We start from the raw sequence: 19,628 nt of genomic DNA, 5'->3' as shown, positions 1-19,628 counted from the left end.
TTTCTATTACTCGATGATCTACAGTGTTCTTTCACTCATTTCCATAAAAAAATCCTGGTGGCGAAGCGTGATACACACCGGCTGTTCGTCAGAGCTGCCTGACGGTAATCTCCGTCTCGCAGGTGGTGCCGGAGGGCTGGTGAGTGACGCGGATGGTGTGCTTGCCGGGGGTGAGTTCCGCGACCGGGCGACCATCCCGATTAATGATGCGGAGGGTGTCGGATGCCCAGACGGTGCCTTCCACCGGGAGGTTGCTCTTCAGGTGCAAGGTTCGCCCACCGTTCGGCAGGTCGGGGTCAAGCACAAGGGTGCTGCCGCGTGGAGGGACTGTGATTTTGGGGTTTTCCTGAGTGGGCAGCATGGTGGGGTCGAGCACAAGACCGTCCTTGTTGGCAGCTTGGAAGTGCAGGAACCAGTCGGTGTATTCACTGCCGAGCAAAGCATTGCCCTGGGCGTCGTAGTTGGCGGAACTTGCCTCCCGGGGTAGGCGGTCGGGGAAGGCCCATTCGTCCCTTGCCCAGGTGCTGGAGATCTCGGGCGTTTCCGGCCACAGCAAGCCGTTGCGTTTGTCGATGCGGACGCGAACGAGCCCCTGTTTCGTGTCGGGGAATCCGGGGTCTGCACCATGGGCACAATCGACCATGACCCGGTGGAAGATAGGCCCGGCACCACTGACGCCGCTGACGTCTTTCATCCGCCGAAAATCGAAGTTGCCAACCCAGACGCCTACAGTGACCTGCCCGGTGAATCCGAGGCACCAGTTGTCGCGGAAGTCGGACGAGGTGCCAGTCTTGACGGCGGTGCGGAATGGCAGGGTAAGTGGCCCCCCAATACCGAAGGCCTCCACTCGTGCCTGGGTGTCGGAGAGAATGTCTGCCAGTGCCATGCAGGTAGCCGGGGTGAAGACCCTCTCGCCACTGGCTGGGGCGGGGACCTTGTCGCGATCCCAGTACAGGGTGGTGGCAGTGCCTCCCCGGGCGATGGTGGCGTAGGCCTGCACCAGCTCCAGCAGGGAGACGTCGGCATTGCCGATGGAGAGCCCCAGGCCGTATTCCTTCACCGGCTTCCTGATCGATGAGACCCCGGTCCTACGGAGAAGCTGGACGAGTTCTGCGGGGCCTCCCGCCATGTTGAGCATGCGCATGGCAGGGATGTTCAGGGAGCAGGCCAGAGCATGCCGGACGGAGACCGGCCCGGCATATTGGTCATTGTAGTTTCTGGGGGCGCTTGTCCCTTTGGCATCGCGAAATTCTGTCGGGACGTCAGGGATGATCCAGCCGGGCCATGCCACGCCAGAGTCGAAGGCCATGCCGTACACAAAGGGCTTGAGCGTGGAACCGGGGGAACGCGGAGTGAGTACACCATCCATAAGCCCACCCCGCGGGTTCAGGCGGTCGGTGGAGCCGATCCATGCGAGGATTTCCCCGGTGCTTTGGTTCGCGACGAGGACGGCTGCCTGCCCGGCTTCCCTCTTGCGGAGGCGAGCCATTTCTTCCATGGCGATGGCCTGTGCGCGGCGTTGAATTCTGGCGTCGAGAGTGGTTCTGATCGTGCCTGTCCTGCCGGAACGGAGCAGCCATGAGACGAAGTGCGGGGCAATCGCGGACGGTAGTTCCGGGCTTCCCTCAGGTGTGCGGACGAGCCCCAATTCTTCATTTTTGGCGCGAGTCGCCCGTTCCTCCGCGATCATTCCTTCGGTCTGCATCCGGGAGAGGACGTAGTTGCGGCGAGCCCTTGCCGCGGCGGGATGGAGGATGGGATTGTAGCGCCCCGGCGCCTGCGGCAGTCCCGCCAGGAGGGCGCACTGGGCGAGCGACAGTTGGGAGACGCTTTTGCCGAAGTACTTGATGGAGGCAGCCTCCACGCCAAAGGCCATGCTGCCGAAGTCCGTACGGTTCAGGTACTCGCTGATGATCCATTCCTTGTCATGGCTCATTTCCAACCGTCTGGCCGTGAGGATCTCCCTTAACTTGACGGGGATGGTACGGCTCGATTTGGGACGCGAAATTTTGACGAGTTGCTGGCTGATAGTCGATGCGCCGGAAGGGATGCCGCCCCCGACGCCCAGTTGGGAACCAAGGGCGCGGCAGGTTGCGATGAAGTCAACGGCTCCGTGCTCGAAGAAGCGCTTGTCCTCGGCGGCAAGAATGGCCTGGATGAGCTCACACGGTATCGCCTCGATACTCACCGGGAGGGAGAGTTTGTGCTCTCTGTCCGGGATGCGTGCGATCAATTCATCGTTCCGGTCGAGGACGATCAGCCCCTTCATCTGCGGCCCCTGAAGTGCCTCCGGGATGGGGAAGCACCACGGCAGTCCCCACCAGAACACGGCACTGCCAAGCACCAGCCCTCCCACTGCCATGAGGAGCTTGCGCGTGACCGGGTGTCGAAGCCGGAGAGGAGCTTTACTTGCTGTTTTCTCCGTTGATGACGGTGAATCGTTCACTGAGCGACAATCCATATACCTGGGGTTCGTACATCAGCTCCGCCTTGGCCGGAGGTACTGTCGCCTGGCCGACGCGAACGACGCGTGCCAGGTACGAGGCGCAGAAGGGTTCTCCTTCCGACATGTCGTCCACAAAGAAGCGAACCTTGTCCATGAAGAATTGCTGGTTGGAGGTTTTCTTGGGGTAGGAGAAACCGTCCGGCATGGTTCCGGGGTTCTGTTGAAGCCCGGGGTCGATGGCTTCGAAGGACGAAGGCATGTTGTCCTCAATGGCGACGTAGTGATAGCCCTTGCCAGTCGGGATGACTTCCAGCGAGATACGCACCGTATCACCCACGACGAAGTGCGAGGCGGGTGTCCACTGGCCGTTCTTGCCCATGACCTCGTATTTGCGGAGGACCGTCATGCCCTTGTCCGTAATGCCAGGGAAGTCAATGCGGGCGGGTTTACCCTGCGCCAGACTGTGACCGAAGACCTTGCCTTCGCCCATGACGGCGAGGATGCCCGGCGTGGTGAACGGCAGGGGGATGGACTGGTTGACGGCTTGTCCGTTGGCGGGTACGGTGAAGGGGGGATCAGATGTTTGACCATTCCAGATGACGGAGGTATCCTGCTGGGAGGAACTGACCTCTTTCAGGAAGTGTGCCAGGGCGATGAGATCCCAGGCATTCTTCCAGGTGGTATTGAAGCGGGTGCCGGAGGCATAGGGCAGGAAGATCCTGTCGAGGCACTTCAGAGTGGCTGGTTCCTGCGGCTTCAGAGCCGTTCTGGCGAGCAGTTCCAAAGCAGGAGAAATGTTGCCACAAACAGTGTTTTCTTCCTCCGTGGGGAGGCGGTCCAGCATGGCGGCAGCAGCGTTGCGGTGGTCCCCTACGGGGCTTTCCGAAAGGGTGAGAATTTCCAGCAACATGTCCGAGCGCGAGCCCGTTTGGCCCACTGTGTCGAGCAGCTTGTTGAAGTCGGCTTCAGTCAGGAGTTTCCCCTTCGCTTGCACCCACTGTGCCAGCGGTCTGGCATCGACGTGGGGTAGATTGTCGAGGCTTTTGTAGAGCTTTTTCAGAGCTTGGTCCGGCACTTCAATTCCCTCCTCTTTGGCCGACATCAAAACGAGGGCGGCGTAGGGGGAGAATACGCAGTTGTTTTCCCCGGATCTCCAGTAGGGGAGGGCCCCGTTCGATCCCTGTTTCGCCAGGAGGTCGGCAATAACCTTGTTGAGGGTATTCTTACGTTTGTCCGTGGTATAGGCCGGGAAGCCCGGACAGTACTTCGAGAAGATATCGGCGTAGATCCACGGCACCATGGCGGAGGAAACCTGTTCCAGGCACCCGTAGGGGTAGTTCAGAAGGAAGCGCATGCTGTCCGCCATGAACACCATCGGGGAGGTTGACAATTCCACATTCAGTGAGCCTTTGGCCTGTTGCAATTCGCGCGAGAGTGTCTTGGCAGGATCCCACGATGTTGACTGGTCGAGGGAGAAGGCGTGGCGTTCCCGAAGCAGGGGGGCGGGGAAGGTGACCGGGAAGCGCGATTCCACGCGGTCGGAGAGCCCCACCGCATCGGCTTCGGACAGGGGCTTGCCCTCCTCATCAACCGGGCGGACAATCCAGGTCAGGGCGGCTTCTCCGGTTCCCGTGAAGGTGACGGGGAGCGAGGCGATGGCGGTGCCTTTGTCCGGGATGGTGAGCGTGCAGGAGGCGGTGTTGACGCGGGCGATAGACGGGTCTGCCGATTCCAGCGTCACCTGCCATTTGCCTTGGCGGGGGGTAGTCTTGGAGAGCTCGACAGTAAGCTCCAGTTCGTCGCCTTGCGACGCGAACATTGGCGTTCTGGGGTCTGCCATCACAGGCTTGTTGACGACGTAGGCGGAGGCCCCCGTGCCGAAACGCGCGCCCTGGACGGCAACGGCTACGACGCGGTAGCGCGTCAGGGTGTCCGGGTTGGTGTAGCTGACCTCGAAGCCCCCCTTGTCATCGGTGACCAGATCAGCCTTCCAGAAGGCGCTGGGGTTGAAGTTGCGGCGCAGGCGACCAGTAAGGTCGGAGTTCATGCTGAGCGAATCTCCGCCGCCGACGAAGATCCCTTTATTGTCGAAGCTTCTCGACGTCAGGTTTTCATCCAGAAGCCGCCCCAGAGGGGAGAATGTTTTGACGTCCAGAATGCGCGTCTGGTAGAAGTGATCCAGGGGCATGGGGTTCTTGTAACCCAGGATGGAAAGGATGCCTTCATCCTCGACGAAGAGGGTGACTTCGGCACCTTTGACGGGCTGGTTGGCTGCGTCGGTTACCGTCCCTGAAAGCTTCTGCTGAGAGCCGGGCAAGACGCTGGTTTCAGGCGTGTTGCAAGCGACCTTGAGGCGGTATGCTTCGGGGTCAACATTGAGGCGGCAGTAGCCGAGTTTCAACTGAGGCATGCCTGCGATGCGTTCGCTGTCGATGGCTCCCTTGACCAGGAAGATGGAGGCATAGACATTGGGGGCATCGCCTTCTTCGATAGGTACTTCGACGACGCTGTCCGACAGGGTGACGCGCTTGCAGAAGGCCCTCATCACGCGCTCGCGTTCCACCATGACGACTACGTCGCCTTCAATCGGGGTTTGGAGAAGGATTTTGGCCGTGTCGCCTGCCCTGTAGAGCGTCTTGTCCGGGACGAGCGTCATCCCCAGACCGTTGTAGCACCGCCAGGGGGAACATCCCTCGCCGTACACCCAGTATTCGGACGCGGTGAGGAAGGAGTGGCCTTCTTCATCCTGCCCGGTGATGGTAACGGTGTAGATACCCGGCTGGTTGGTGGGTATGGTGACGCGCTTCGGCAGGACTGCTTCGGGGCGTTCCGGGTGAGCCGGGATGAGGGCTTCGTCCGAGAAGACGCTGATTTGTTCTTCTTCGTTTTTGACTGTCGTCTCTTCGCCGGAGAGGAAGCAGGTGGGGACGAATATCTGTCGAGTCACATCAATTTTGACGGGAATATCGCGGGAGTATGACTTGCCGTCGAGTCCGACGGCGATCAAGTCCAGCTGGAGGGGACAATTCATGCTGCTCACGCGGGAATCGCGCTTGAGTCCGATGTAAACCTTGGCGGGGTCGATGCGGGTGGTGGCGGATCGTAAGACGTTGGTTTTGTTGTCATTGGTGATGATGCAGGAGGCTTCGAGCAACTGGGCTCGGTTTTGCTTGTCGCGAGTCAAAGTGAGTTCGGCACGCGCCTTGCCTTCCATATCTGTGGCTCCGGTTTGAGTGTTGGAGAGGGACATTTTGTGCCAGTCGTCACCCGCGCCGTAGTAGTGGGCCCAGTAATCGGAGTCGCCATTGCGATAATCTCCGAATTCGTAATCGGACAGGTTTTTCGGATAGAAATTGACGGGGCAGGATCGCAGGAACCAGTTTACTTTGGCTCCAGAGGCCGGGATGCCCGTCAGATTGATGGCAGTGGCGGATACGGGAACGGTGGTGGCCCCCGGTTGAAGCGGGGCTATGTCCATGGTAACCTCGAGGCTCTGGCGTTTGAAGTCGTGAACCGGGATGTCGATGGTGAACTCACGGTTGGTCTGTTCCCATTGGCGCTGTACGAAGTCAAGATCGCTGAGGGCATCATCATCGCGGAACGAGATCGCCTTTTTGTCCTCCTTGTTCTTCGGGAAGTACAGGGTTGCCGTGTAGGTGCCCGTGACATCGTCGGGGAAGGTGACGGTGATGTCGAATGTACCTTCCGGCGAGATGCGAACGGGCTGTTGTGCAAAGGTTTGTCCATTGACTGGCGACTGAATCGAGAAGACGGCCTGGGCATACGCATCGGTATCGTTGAGAATATCGTTGACGAGCAGGGAACGGACAATCCCCTTGATGTGAGCCTGTTCTCCGGGTTTGTACAGGTTTCTATTCGTGAACATGAATACGGTGCGGAGGGGCAACTTCGTCAGATCATCCTCCGATACAGCCATCCAGTATGGGGCATGGGCGATCTTGTCGTCTCCATGGGAGATTTCGGAGTCCCAGCTGTATATTTCTGCTTGATCCAGGGACAGAGTCAGCGAATCGTCACCGGAGAACAGACGGAGCATCTTGGCATTAGCGGGCACCTCCATCGTGCATAAACCATCCTTGATGCTTCCGCGAGCCAATACCTGGCCGTTGTCTTTTGTGATTTGGCAATCACCGTTGGGGAGAGCCTTGCCGGTCGAGAGTCTGTAGGCATACATGGAGATGGTGTCTCCTGCCCGCTTCCACAATATACCCAGATCGGTTACCTGGACGAGTGCCTGAGCCGTGCAGGACACGGTGGTACGGTCGGAGAACCGATAGTAAGGCCACCCGTTCCCACCAAATTTTTTGTAGGCTTTCAGGGTGTTTTCCGGGACATTACCAGTAATGTTGACGAAGTACATTCCCGGGGCAATCCTCCGGGAGAAGAGTTTGTCGAGGGAAAGTGCCATCTCGCCTGTGGTGGCCTCGATGGAAACTTCCGGGGATTCGAATTCATAGGGTAGGAGATCGTAGGGAAGCAGGCGCATTTCCCTTTGTTTGACGGATTCGTCCTCGCGGTCGTCTCCAGCGTCCTTGCAGTAACGGTCATAATGGGCCAGAGCCTGGGGGGCAAACGAGAGAGGCAGCTTTTTGGCCTTCACGTTGATATTTTCAATCCTGGTGTAGTCGATCTGGAAGCTGTGTGTTCCATCTGCCAGCATGATGGAGTTGCCGGCATCCAGCCCGACGGACGGATCGTCCGGCCTGACTTCAGCCTCCGCGCCACACTTCTCATGGGAAAGGTACTGTCCGTCGATGGCGACCAGGTCATGGGCTTTGACCTCGCATCTAAAGGGGGTATAGGCATCAATGGCAATCGGAATGCTTGAGGTGAAGCTACCTCCGCTACGGCCATATTCATCCGGTTGAATGACTTTGTTGGAGTCCAGATAAAAGGTGATTTCCTCATTGCCCAGCTGGACTGTTTTGGCAAGACCGTTCGAGGTGTTGACGGCTTCCTTGCCGTCCGCCCTGATGGTGATTTTGTCCCGGAAAATGTCTAACATATCTTTCGTGGCAATGGGGACGGATGTATGTAAGATGAATCTCTTGCCATTGTTTGTCACTTTGCCGGAATTAATCGCAAATGCATTGATGTCGAATATCTGCACTGTTGTTCCGCTTCTGGGCTTGTCGAAGGGAGCGGGTGGTGCCTGTTCGCGGATGGTGACACTGTAGCGATGACCGATGGTCAGGGGAGATTCCGGAATGAAGCCCAGGATGACCGGGATGGTATCTTCCGGGGCATATCCCTTGTTCTTTTGGAGCCAGTTTTTCAGTTCCCAGGAGTAATATGAGTTGTTTTTCTTCTCCAACTCGATGGCTTCAGCGACAGTGAAGCGAATGGCTTTGGCCGGGATAGTCTCTTTGTTGGAGTTATCCTTGAAGACGGGCTTCTCGAATTGATCGTTCGAGATAGGCTTGTCGGCTCCGACATACACAATGGGAAGCCTGCCCCGGTGACTGAATGTCTCGACCGAAAAATCGTTGAATAGCTTGCCATGGGATTGGCACAGCACCTCAGGCAGAGCATTGCCGGAGATGTAACGCGCGGACGGATCTGCCTTCCATGTGTAGATGGAGCGGAAGGGAGGCTCTTCACCAACGGTGATGGCGGCGATGTTCGGGGTTTCCCATGTGGCCTCGAATTGCAGGGCTGGCTCGGTTTTCAGAAAACCGCTTGATACAGGCGTCCCCACCAGCTCTCGTTCTACGACGGCTTCGTCAAAGACAATCAGCATTTTTTTATCCTTCATCATCATCTCACCATTTTGATGGTAAATGACTTTTGGGATAGCATCCGCTACAATGGCAGATGTGAAAAAAAGGCTTAACAAAACCCCATAAAAGCGAACATTCATTTGTCCGTTTTTATGGGTAAAAAATACTTGATTTACAAGAACTTTATCCGGCTTTACGTCGTTTTTCACGAAGGATCATTTTTCTTCTTTCCCGGGAGTGATGAACAGGCGTTCGCTGAGGGACAATCCGTACACCTGGGGTTCGTACATGAGTTCGGTTTTGGCGGGTGGAGCGGTTGCTTCCCCGGTGCGAACGACGCGGGCGAGGTAGGTGGTCTGGAAGGAATCCTCCTTTCCCATGTTGTCTTCAATGGCGACATTGCGGCAACCCGCCTGCTTCGTGGTGACGATCAGAGAGATGCGTACGATGTCTCCAAGGTGTAACTCGGAGGCCGCCTTCCATGTATTATCGTCTTGCAGCACTTCATAGGTACGTGTAACGCGCATGCCTTTGCCTGTGACGCCGGGGAAGTCGATTTGCTCGGGCTTGCCTTCGGCTTGGATATGGACGTAGGCTCTCCCGTGACCGGAGACGGCGAGGCTGCCTGCTTCCTTGCAGGGGAAAGGGAGTGTCTGGCTGACGGATTTGCCATCGGTGGGGACGCTGGCAGCAGTATTGGGCGACAGTTTTTTCCAGCCGAGGATGACTCCTGTGTCGGTGCAGGGGCGGTTTTGAGGAATCCTGCACGGGCTTTCCTTTGAAGTCGTTGCCCTGATCATCCTTCCCGGTGATGGAAAGAACGGCGTTTTCCTGTGTGGGCATACCGATGGTATTACCTCTTAAATTGCGGACGAGTCCTTTGATATGGGCTGTTTCTCCGGGCTGGTACATGCTTCGGTCGGTGAACATATATACTTGGCGGAGATCATACTGGTCGATGTCGATTCCAGGGAGATCCAATTCACCGGGGAGTGTTTTGACGTTTTCAGCATAAAAGCTTAACAAGTCAATATTATGACGATTACGGAACGGGCCCGAGGAAGAATCTTCCATCAAACTGGAATGGTCGAACGGTTGAGTGAGGGCATCATTCTCCGAGTTGATGCGGATGATGTCGGTCCCTTCCGGGATACTGAGTTTAGCCATGCCCTTGTCGATCTTTCCCTGGGTGAGTACTTGCCCATCGTCATCCATCAATTGTGCTATGCCATCTTGTACGGCTTTCCCCTTGCATTCCTTCGCAAAAGGAGCTCTCCGTGGAAAAAGAAGGAAACATTACTTTTTTGTCTGTAAATCGGGCGGAATCCAAGTCTCTCCTTGACTATGGAAAAGAGGTAGGGTATGAGCTAAGTTTCCCAAGAATTTGATAATCGTGAATACAGATTCCTCCATACTATTCGGTCACATTGACGACTTCCTCTGGATTCGATGCTCGGGCCGCGGCTCCTTTGCCAACAGTCCGCTGGTCAAGGACATTGCTGAACCTTTTATTAACGACGGCGGCAGATTTGTGATCATTGACCTGGAAGTCTGCGTTGGCGTTGATTCTACATTTATGGGGACATTAGCCGGCATTGCACGGCGCTTGATTCCATTGGGCGGCAGTGTGCAGATCGCCTCCCCTACGGATCGTGCCCGTGCGGCTCTGGAAGGCCTTGGCCTGGATGCCCTGCTGGATATAGAGCCTCCCTCCGCTCCCTGGCGCGGCCATTTGGATCAGATCCGCAATCATCTTCAACCAGCCGTTTTGGGAGACGCTCCCCTGCGCGGCGTGGAGCAAACGAGGCACGTTTTAGATTCTCATTTGACGCTGAGTGAATTGAGTGAAGATAATGCCGCCAAGTTTAAAATGGTAACGGAATGCCTTCGCAAGGAGCTCGATAAACATTCCGACGAGTCCTGATTACCTGTAGAATTATCGTTTCATGGACGTATCCGGATCATGGCCCGGAGATTCCGGTGTCGGAAGTCTTGCCTTTTCCTATGCGGAATGGACACATGCGTCTTGTGTCCGGGAATACCGGCTTGATCGGACAGATCTTCCTCCGGAAATTCAAATTCAGATTCTTTGGCTGGAGGGATTGCTGGGACGGGAGTTTACCGATGATTCCGGTCGCAAGGTTGCTGTGCTGGATCCGGGGAGTTGGAACAGGAATGCCGGTCCGGACTTTTTAGGAGCCCGTATTGCTTTCGATGGCGATGTCGTCCGGGGAGATGTGGAATTGGATGCCACCCCCGAGGACTGGGAGGAACACCGCCATGGCTGCAATCCGGCGTTTGACCGGGTTGTACTCCATGTTTCCTGCCTTCCGCCGGCACATGGATGGTTTACACGTAATTCCCGGCACACCCGGGTGCCTCTGGCGGTCATTCCGGAGAGGATCCTGGTCGAAGCGGCGGCATTGCCGGCTTCGGATGTTTTCGTACCTCCGTGCGGTGCGTGTTCTCCTTTGTTTCAAACAATGTCGACAAGCCAGGTGGAGCGTGTGATGCTGGCTGCGGCTGCTTACCGCATGGAACGCAAGAGGAAGGCTTGGCGCATATTGGCCGGAGCGGTGGGAGAGGAACAGGCTCTTTTCGAACTTCTGGCGGAAACGCTTGGCTACCATGCCAACAAGGCTGCCATGAAACATTTGGTGCGGAGGGCTCCTCTGAAGGAAATCAGGGGTAATTCCGAGGCTTTTTTATTTGGAACGGCTGGTTTCCTGGTGCCTGTCCTCCCGGAATCGTGTTCTGACGAAGCGAGGCTTTACCACAAGAAACTCTGGGATTGCTGGTGGATGAACAGGGAGCGCCTGGAACTGGCCCCGGAACGGGCCGTGAGATGGGTTTTGTCGGGAATTCGTCCCGCCAACCATCCCCAAAGGCGTGTGGCGGCTTTAGCCGTGCTCGCCTCCCGGCTGGATGAGTTGCATGCGTTGTGCTCCATGAAATGTGTTCGGAGTTTGCAGGAATTCCTGGCGGGTATACGGCATCCTTATTGGAGTTTCCATACGACGCTGCCGTCCAATCGCCGGACATCCCCTCTTTCCTTGATCGGGAAGGATCGCTCTCTGGACTTTGTCATCAATCATGTTCTGCCCATGGACGATACTCCGGAAGCTTGGAATCTTTATCTGCAAATTCCTGCCGGGCAGACGAGTTCACGAGTTGAAAAAGCGGCTATGCGCCTGTTGGGAAAACGGGACGACTCCGGGCAATGGCTTCGCAAAGCCTGGATGCACCAGGCCCTATTGCAACTTGATGCGGATTTTTGTGGTAAATCCCCATGTGAAAAATGCCCGCTCCCGTCACAAGTCCCGGAATGGTTGTGACGAGAACGGGTAATGGATACCAGGAATGATCCCGTACCTGCTGTTACCTCAACAGGTACGGGAGATAGGTTAGCAATATAACCAGAAGCTGGATGAAGACAATGAACTGGAAGACAGAACCGGATCATCAGGGTAGGGATCAGCCCATGAGCTGGAACTGTATTCATCACCGGATCCGCTGGAATCCAAGGAACTGGACGGTGGCGGCATGCTGGAAGAACTCCGTTGCGTGATGGTAATGGTGTTCTTATAGGGTGTTCTCGGATTATTGACGTCGTCCGCATTGTCGGCGACGGTGACTGTCCAGAAACAGGTCCGGTCTTTAACTTGGCCGTCGTGGCAGGTGATATCGAGGTAATACTCGTTATTGACGAATCTCGTCGTGACGACAGCCGGTTTCACCCAGCTTTGGTCGCCTCCGATTTTGAAGTATTTTTTGTTGGATTTCATGTAGCAGTAGGCTTTTCCGTTTTCGAGCAAGGTGACGAATCCGGGGAAAAGCCCCAACTCCTCATCTCCGAAAAGATACGGAGGAAAATCCGGCCCCGTTGCGGAAGGCGGATCGTAGATGTGTGCTACTGAGTCGGAGAATACGTCTGAGTTTGAACTTGTACTCATATATTTGTTTTCTATTTGGTTATTATTTTTATATGGAATCGGTTGTTGCTGAATGCAGCCGACTGTTAAACAATAGAGATTTTTAGAACGTTTGACAAATAATGTCGAATTGTCTTATTCCCAACTATTTGTAAATAATTTATATGAATGACAAGATGTGCCGCGGCGAAATTCTACCCGGAATCGGAAAACGGCGGATTTTCCCATTAAAGAAGGGGTTGCCTCACCCGTTTGTGAGACAACCCCTTCCTGTTTTTTGATGCTGTTTCCAGATAGGATCCGGGATCAGAATGTGTAGTGCACGGAGGCGTTACAACCCTGGTTAAGCATGCCGGAACGGTATTCCAGGTCATAGGCTGCTCCTATGGACCATTCCGGGGTGATGACCCAGTTTACACCGGCTCCTGCTTTGAGGGCATTGCGTCCGGGATGGATACCGTCGGCCTTGATCGTATCACCATAGGAATCCAGCTTGACGGAAGGATTGTTGCGGGATACGTCTCCGACATAGGCTACGGTTGCAAAGGGCAGGAGGCACTGTCCGTTGCCAAGACCATAGCGGGCTTTCCAGGTAATGCCGACGGGGACGCTCCAGTTTTGCATGGAACCGTCTTTGTAGCTGATACGGCCTGTGCCGTAGTTTTGGGTGAAGTCGTCCTGTGCTCCATGGACGAAGTCGATTCCCGCGAACGGAGTCAGGCTATGCTTGTCGTTGATCTTGATTTCCCAGGTTGCTTGAAGAGCGAACTGGAAGACGTTGTCGTCCCATTTGGCATGGGCCGGAGAGCCGATGACAGTGGTATCCGCCTTGTTCTCGACGGATCCGTAGGCAAAGGAAGCCTGGATGCCCCAAGTATTCCGGGCGTTGACTTCTTTGAGATAGCTTCCGTAAAGGGCGACCATCATGGCGTCCTGGTCGATCTTCCCAAGCCCATTGTCGGCCTTGTTGGAACCGAATGTCTGGCCGACGGCCAATCCGGTAGTCCATGCCTTGGCGAAGGAATAATCTCCACCGACGGCATAGCCGCCTCCATTGTAATCGAACCCGCTGCCATTCTTGGACATGCTGGTGAAGTCACCCAGTCCGGCGACCCAGACATTGCCGCGTCCCTGATGGGGGAGGCTGGCCTGGGAAGAGGCGGTATGTGAGAAGTTGGAGACGCTCCGGGTGCTGCTCCATAAAGCGTTGGCCAGGGTGCTTGCCTCGGCTACCTTGATGGATTCGGCCGTTTGGCGGTCAATGGTTCCCGTCATGATCAGCTGATTGCCGATCCATGAGAGGGAGTATTCCTTGAGAATGTCCGTTGCTCCGTCAAGCTTCGAAAAAACGGGAGTGTCTGTTCCCGTGACGGAGGAAGCTCCCGAGGCATCGATCAGATTGAGGCGGATGTCCGTGCTGTCAGCCGTTAGCAGGTTACTGCCCAGCTCAAGGACGACTTCCGGTGCATTCCAGACAAGACTGCCCTGAATGTCCATGGCGGAGTAGGTACTGGTTCCTTTGTTGCTAGTCGTAGCGCGTGTCGTGCCGTCGATGAAGAACGTCACGGAACCTCCATCGACGGACAGTCCGTTCCGGTAGTCCTGGTAACCGGGGCTGTTGCCGACATAGAGTCCGGCTTGCGACAGGGTGACACTGTCGGTGAACGTCCCGCTGCCTTTCAGCTGGCTGCCTTCGTGGACAGTCAATGCCCCTTGTACGGTGGCATCGCGCAGGACGAGTCCGGCCGGGGATTCGCTGCCTACGGTTACGGTGCCTCCCTGGGTACCCAACATGGCATCCTTTCCGTCCAGTTCCAGCGTAGACTGGTCGATGACGGCTTCTTGAACGATGTAGCTGCCTGTTGCCTTGACCGTACCGTTATTGGCCTTAACGGTCAATTTACCGGCAGGAGTGGAACTATCGGAGCCGGAGATGCTGTAGCCGGCCGTTCCGGCGGCATTCCAGACCATTTCCTGTCCATTGCCCATGATGAGGTTGCCGCTTTCGCCGCTAACCTGGCTGGAGGTCACGCTCGTCATGTTTGACTGGGACAAATCCGCCGTCCCGCCCGAGAGAGTCAGGGAGGCATCTCCCTTGATCGAATCGACGATGATCGTAGATCCTTCTCCGATTTGGACATTGGAGCCGTCGGGAATTTCCACCGGCTTGTCGGTACCGGCGAGGATTTTGCCGGAAAGCAGGTAGGAAAGCGTGTAATCGTCTGGGTTGAACCCATTGATCAGCTGGGAGAACAAGGCTTTTTGACCGTCGAAAATCTGCTCGGCGTTGATATACCATGTAGTATCACCCGTATTTGCGATGGTGGTGCCCAATCCGGCTCCGGCATCGGCTGTGACGGTGATGCTGCTGCTTAGTCCGGTGGAAACGGGAGTCAGGATACTGCCGGAAAGGATCAGGTTGCCTGTTGTAAATGTTTGTCCGTCAGATACGTGGATTGTTCCCGTACTGTTGATGGTTCCTTGGTTGGTGATACTTGCTCCGTCGCGCAGGAATGATAGATCGGAGGAGGTCAGCGAGGAACCGACTCCAATGTTCAGTTCATTGACCAAGTCTCTTTGTCCGGTGATTTCCCAGTGGGCGGGGGTATGATCCGCTCCTACAGCCATTCGAACATAGGAAACGGTATCGCCACGATTTTCAGCCATGTTGATAGTTGTTCGGATGTCGTAGTCGAAAACACCCTTGGAATCGGTCGTGCCTCCTAGGAGATTGATGGCATCCTGGCCGTCGCCGGATCCTCCCAGTTCGACAATGCCGTCAATTTGGGCACCGGCGTGGAGTGTCAGGATATCCGCCAGGTTGTAGATGTTCAGTTGTCTGCTGGCTGCGTCGATTATCTGGCCCGATGAAGCGAAATTTTGCTGGTAACAACCGCTGAACAAGGCATAAACTTTGTCGGAGCCCTCTGCTCCCGTGGCGGAGATTTGGGCATGTTCGCCAATTTCCGTGGTAATACCAAGCCCCATAATTGCGAAAGAATAATCCCCTCCTGTTGTAGCCCGGATGGTCCCGTCAAGTTTCCCAGTTGTAAGGCGCCCATGGGAATATATGGCATATGCGGCGGCTTTGTCCGAGGAGGAAGCCGTGATGGAACCGTTGATTCCGAGATTTCCCATGGTGACGCTGCTTTCGGAATATATGGCTCCGGAGATGCCGGAGACTGCCGATGTAGAAATGTTGCCATTGACGGATCCAATTTCCAGTGTCGCGATAGTATTGACAGCCATGGAGCCGCCGTCTTTACCCGTGAAGAAGGCAAAAGCATCCGCTCCCGCACTTTCAACGGTCAGACTGGAGCCTGCCCCGAAGTCTCCGGTGATAATACCCCATTGAGCGGCAAGACCAACGGCGGAAAGGCGCTTGGATATATCTTCGCTCTTGGACTGTACATGAATATGGCCGTCCATATTGCCCAGTTTGTTGACGGTGATGATACCGGGCATATCGCCAACGGTGATGTCCCCCAAGACCAGGAAACCATAGGAAGCGCTTAGAGCGCAGGCTTCAAACCCCCCGGTTTGTACGGAAATGTTGGATGTCGATGCGATGGATCCGATGACAAGATTACTGCGGATGGTCGAGTCATTGCTCAATGCCGTCAAGGCATAGGCAACATTGCCGGTTTCCGATGTGACGGAGATATTTCCTGCAATGGCATTCTTGATAGTTAAACCGGTTTTGGCATACATGCCGTATGAGGAGAAATTGCCCGTGACGTCAATGTTGCCCGTACTTCCGATGGAATCGAGGGTGATATCTCCCGTTTTAGCCCACAGCCCGTAAACTGTCGTGCCATGGCCCAGCACTTTGACGGTACCGTCGATGGAGCCGGTAATACCTATGCTGCCGTTTTCGGTGGAGATACCGTAGAGGCGGCCCGCCTTTTCCGGTTGGGGGGTGGCAACGATGATTTTCCCGCTAGCCTGGATGCCTCCCAGGGCGATATCTCCGGATTTGGCGTAAATTCCATAGCCGTACGCGGAGGCACCGGTAGTTTCGTTGTTGACGCTTGCGGTGATGGCTCCGGCTATAGAATCCCGGATGGAGATCCCGCCCGAGGTTGTAGCGATGGCATAAGCGTAGTTCCCGGATACTGAAGCACTGATCGATGCACTGGACGTGATGGTATCAATACTGATGGCACTGGAGGCACTGATCCCATAGGCATAATGTGCGGACGATGTTGCCGAAATGGTCGAACTGATCGTACCGATGGGTTGGGTATACCCGTAAGCTGTTATTGGAGAGGAATAATTTCCTGCTCCATCAACTACTAGCGGGGAGGTGATATCTTCTGCATGGGCAGACACGACCATGCCGGAAGCGGCAAGGGACAGGGCTAGTCCGCAGAGGATAGTTCTGGCACTGCGGCGGGAATGACTGGGCATTCCGGAGGAGCAGGCCGGTTCGTTCCCGAATGGGTACGAAAATGCGTCGTTACCTTTCAGGGAAGGTAACCCGTCATGATGAGCTTCAAGCAAGTGAAGCGCTGGAGTATAATTCATGGTTTGGTCTAGACTGCCGGAAAACCCGCCGGCGGTTAGTAATAACTCTCAGGCTGGCGATCTGGCTTCATGAATTCCTTGGCATGGAACCCACATACAGTGGCGGTACCGCTCCGGATTTGCACCGGATTCCCCATCTATTCCCTGTCCGTGCGACGGACTTCCCAGAGAGGAATGTCATGATAACGGATTTGACATCCGTTACAATCCTAAAGTAGAGAATGTATTATATTGCTGATTGTGAGTGATATGCGGGAATATGAATCATGCTGGACTATTTCCGGGAAATAGAATGGTAATTTCCGTGATATCCTGTGATTAAACCATGCGCAGGCTTCATCTGGCGGATGTCAAATACGCCCTCCAATCCAGCTGCCGTCAATTCCTGGAGAGGAATTGAAACCGGGAAATTTCTTCCAGAGACATGATATGCTCAATGCCACAGGCAACTTCATCCGCACGCGCTTCTTCCATGTCCATCTTGCTCATAAGAAATTCTTTCACCATGTTGTGGCAAGAGATGACGCGATCGGCTTGTTTCCGGCCTTCCCGGGTGAGCGTGATGGGGCAGTATTGTTCGTATGCCACCAGTCCCCGTTCTTTTAGTTGTTTCATGGCAAGCGAAACAGAAGGTTTTGTAACGGTCAACGCGTCGGATATATCTCCTACCGTGGCACATCCTTTTTCCAGCTCAATGTGGCGGATTGCTTCCAGATAGTCTTCCAGGCTGTTGCTCAGTTCCAGTGTGGAGATTTTTTTGCGCATGAGAACAAGTGTTAGGTTTATCTAACAACACTAGGGATCGAGACACTCGAAGTCAATTTTTTCTTCTGAAATCCATCTGAATATCGATGGAAACCGATCTTTCAAATGTCTTAAATTAGATTGAACTAATTTTTATTTCTGGAGAATTTTACTGCATGGATTACATATAAATATTTAATAATAATGGTATTATGTATTTGAAAAGAGAAGGGCGATCAAGGGTGTTTCAAAGGGGAGCGAGGAAAAGAGTTGACTAAATGTTAGCCAAAGCTAACTTTGCTGTGTTGCGTGACTCCTTCTCATGCGAAATCCGGGAAATTGCTGCTTTCGGTCTGATGCGGTGGAACCGGGTCAGCCATCCAAAGGGTGGATCGTGAGGAGGAGGAGCATAAGCGGCAAATACTATCAAAGAAACAGCACGAACTATGAAGACTAGCTACCTGATACCCGCCCTGATGACCTGTTCCGGCCTTTGCATGGTCGGCTTGGCATCGGCAGCCGTTTCCGACGTCGCTCCGGTAGTGGAGGACCTCGTCGAAGGCAAAGGCTCCATTCTGAATGACATTGATTTGTTCGGAGATGAATATGGCGATGAGAGTACACCCATACCCAATGATGCATTGACCAGGGCATTGACGGATTTGCACAAGAGCGCCTACGAGAAGGCTAGGTTGCAATTTGTGCTGGAGCAGGCATTTCTGTATACCCGGGGGCAGCATTCAGCACCGGAAACCGCATCTTCCCAGAGCTGGTATAAGTTGCACGCACAAGCCGGTTTGCAATTGATTTCTTCCGATCGTCACCAGGGCACGTGGATCAAGAGCGAGCTTTCCGGTTCCGTGGCTATGAACCGTCACACGCATCGTACGACTCTTGACGATTCGTGGGGAGCAAGTGGTCCTGCCAATTGCGACGTTTTCGAGGACGGGTATTTTTACATTCCCGAACTTCTTCTCACCCAAGGGTTTCTGGATGGACGTCTCGTCATTATGGGAGGTATTGTCAATCAAACGAATTACTTTGACGCCAATACCTATGCCAACAGTACGTTCGGACAGTTCGGCGGGGCGCCTTTCGTGAATAACCAGGTGCTGCCTTTGGGGGATTCCAATTTCGGTTTTGTGACGCAATACCAGTTTAACGAGAATTGGTTTGTCCAAATTGGCGGCAACATGATGGATAATGAACCGCAACGCAATCCCTTCCACAATACACGGGGCGATTGTTTCAATGTGATTGGTGAAATTGGCTGGACGCATGAGAAGGCCTTAGGCATTGGAACGGGAACCTACCGTTTGCAACCGTTCATGTTCCATGCGGATGGCGAGAATCACGGAGGCGTCGCTTTGAACCTGGAACAGGATCTCGGTGACAGCCCTTTTGCTCTATTTGCTCGTGCCGGATGGTGCAGTGCGGAAGTTGGCAATGTCTGCGGTGCGGAAGTCCAGGCCTCGGCCGGGGTGATTTTCAAGAAGCCGTTGGAGATGATGACGGGGTTGAAGGAAGCCGACGGCAACTTCCTGGGAGTCGGTTTCTCCGTGAGCAAGCCGGATGGCGATACGCTGGCGGAAGAACATTCTGCACATGACCGTGAAATGATTCTGGAATGTACGTATAGTTTCTCTATCACACCCTATTGCCTGATTCAGCCCGCTTTCCAGTATGTGAAGAATCCTTCCGGTCGCGATGATGTGGATTCGGCCAGCATCTTCTCCATCCAATGTGTGGTGACGATGTAAGTACGAATGTGTCTGCATATGACCGTTTCATCTTCCTTGTCGTGCATGTATAGAGAAGTTCATCCTTCTATTCCGCATCGGCATTGAAGGGGTCTTGATGACCCAGCAACGCCGCTTTCTCAATTAAGCAGGGGGGAGCGGCGTTGTTTTTTGTTTATCGCAAAGGAAGAGAGAGGCGTTTGAAACGTCTGTGTTCCTGAACGGGTTGGGTTTTCTTGTCGGGCGAAGATACCGTAGTTTTTCCCGGGGTAGAAGCAGTGACGGATTGGTTCTGTACGGTTTCCGAGCGGGCGGTGTTTGCCTGGCAAGCCCCTGTTAACAGGCAGCCGAGGCTCAATATAAGGCAAATGTATCGATTCATGATTTGTTGTAGGCGACTGGTTGTAGCCGCTGATCGTTAGATTAGCATGTATGTCCATTCGTTGAAAGGTTTTTGGATTGACTAACAACAAGTTAGGCAAACTTAACGCACGGAATG

The 19,628-nt window shown here is 54.7% G+C and carries 10 protein-coding genes and 1 riboswitch; of the genes, 3 read left to right on the top strand and 7 right to left on the bottom strand.

What is annotated here, in order from left to right; translation table 11 throughout:
- Nucleotides 1-88: 88 nt before the first annotated feature.
- The 3 genes from pbpC to QET93_RS01325 form a co-directional block, all read right to left on the bottom strand.
- Entirely contained in the window at nt 89-2,446 is a 2,358-nt protein-coding gene (pbpC, locus tag QET93_RS01335) for a penicillin-binding protein 1C (RefSeq protein WP_322190054.1), read from the bottom strand.
- On the bottom strand, nt 2,406-8,228 hold the full coding sequence (locus QET93_RS01330; RefSeq protein WP_322190052.1) for an alpha-2-macroglobulin family protein: 5,823 nt from the start codon (nt 8,226-8,228) through the stop codon (nt 2,406-2,408). Before QET93_RS01330 ends, pbpC begins: the two co-directional genes overlap by 41 nt.
- Before the next feature lie 174 nt (nt 8,229-8,402).
- Nucleotides 8,403-8,987, bottom strand: coding sequence for a hypothetical protein (locus QET93_RS01325; protein ID WP_280132985.1), 585 nt, complete (start codon nt 8,985-8,987; stop codon nt 8,403-8,405).
- Between the two features lie 593 nt (nt 8,988-9,580).
- Here QET93_RS01325 and QET93_RS01320 point away from each other — a divergent pair.
- Together QET93_RS01320 and QET93_RS01315 are read left to right on the top strand one after the other, a co-directional pair.
- Nucleotides 9,581-10,111: an STAS domain-containing protein gene (locus tag QET93_RS01320; RefSeq protein ID WP_280125833.1), complete on the top strand. Its 531-nt coding sequence runs from the start codon at nt 9,581-9,583 to the stop codon at nt 10,109-10,111.
- A 22-nt stretch (nt 10,112-10,133) separates the two neighbouring features.
- On the top strand, nt 10,134-11,522 hold the full coding sequence (locus QET93_RS01315; RefSeq protein WP_280132983.1) for a DUF2851 family protein: 1,389 nt from the start codon (nt 10,134-10,136) through the stop codon (nt 11,520-11,522).
- Between the two features lie 69 nt (nt 11,523-11,591).
- On the opposite strand, the gene QET93_RS01310 is transcribed toward QET93_RS01315, so the two are convergent.
- From QET93_RS01310 to QET93_RS01300, 3 genes are all read right to left on the bottom strand, one after another.
- Complete coding sequence (locus QET93_RS01310; protein WP_280132982.1) at nt 11,592-12,140, bottom strand: hypothetical protein; 549 nt, start codon at nt 12,138-12,140, stop codon at nt 11,592-11,594.
- A 285-nt stretch (nt 12,141-12,425) separates the two neighbouring features.
- Nucleotides 12,426-16,646: an autotransporter outer membrane beta-barrel domain-containing protein gene (locus QET93_RS01305; protein WP_280132981.1), complete on the bottom strand. Its 4,221-nt coding sequence runs from the start codon at nt 16,644-16,646 to the stop codon at nt 12,426-12,428.
- Nucleotides 16,647-16,679: 33 nt separating this feature from the next.
- A riboswitch (cobalamin riboswitch) is annotated at nt 16,680-16,830 on the bottom strand.
- A gap of 194 nt (nt 16,831-17,024) precedes the next feature.
- The gene (locus QET93_RS01300; protein ID WP_280125829.1) at nt 17,025-17,411 is read right to left on the bottom strand and encodes a metal-dependent transcriptional regulator; all 387 of its coding nucleotides are present in this window, start codon (nt 17,409-17,411) and stop codon (nt 17,025-17,027) included.
- A gap of 425 nt (nt 17,412-17,836) precedes the next feature.
- Here QET93_RS01300 and QET93_RS01295 point away from each other — a divergent pair, with 425 nt between their 5' ends.
- Nucleotides 17,837-19,150 (top strand): carbohydrate porin, encoded by a 1,314-nt coding sequence (locus QET93_RS01295; RefSeq protein WP_280132980.1) that lies wholly within the window; start codon nt 17,837-17,839, stop codon nt 19,148-19,150.
- A 154-nt stretch (nt 19,151-19,304) separates the two neighbouring features.
- Here QET93_RS01295 and QET93_RS01290 read toward each other — a convergent pair whose 3' ends face one another.
- Nucleotides 19,305-19,511, bottom strand: coding sequence for a hypothetical protein (locus QET93_RS01290; protein WP_280125827.1), 207 nt, complete (start codon nt 19,509-19,511; stop codon nt 19,305-19,307).
- Nucleotides 19,512-19,628: the final 117 nt, after the last annotated feature.

The organism is Akkermansia sp. N21116, assembly GCF_029854705.2.
In the GTDB taxonomy this organism is placed as follows: domain Bacteria; phylum Verrucomicrobiota; class Verrucomicrobiia; order Verrucomicrobiales; family Akkermansiaceae; genus Akkermansia.
Note: the sequence above shows the minus strand (reverse complement) of the source record. Positions and strands in the feature narration are given on the sequence as shown.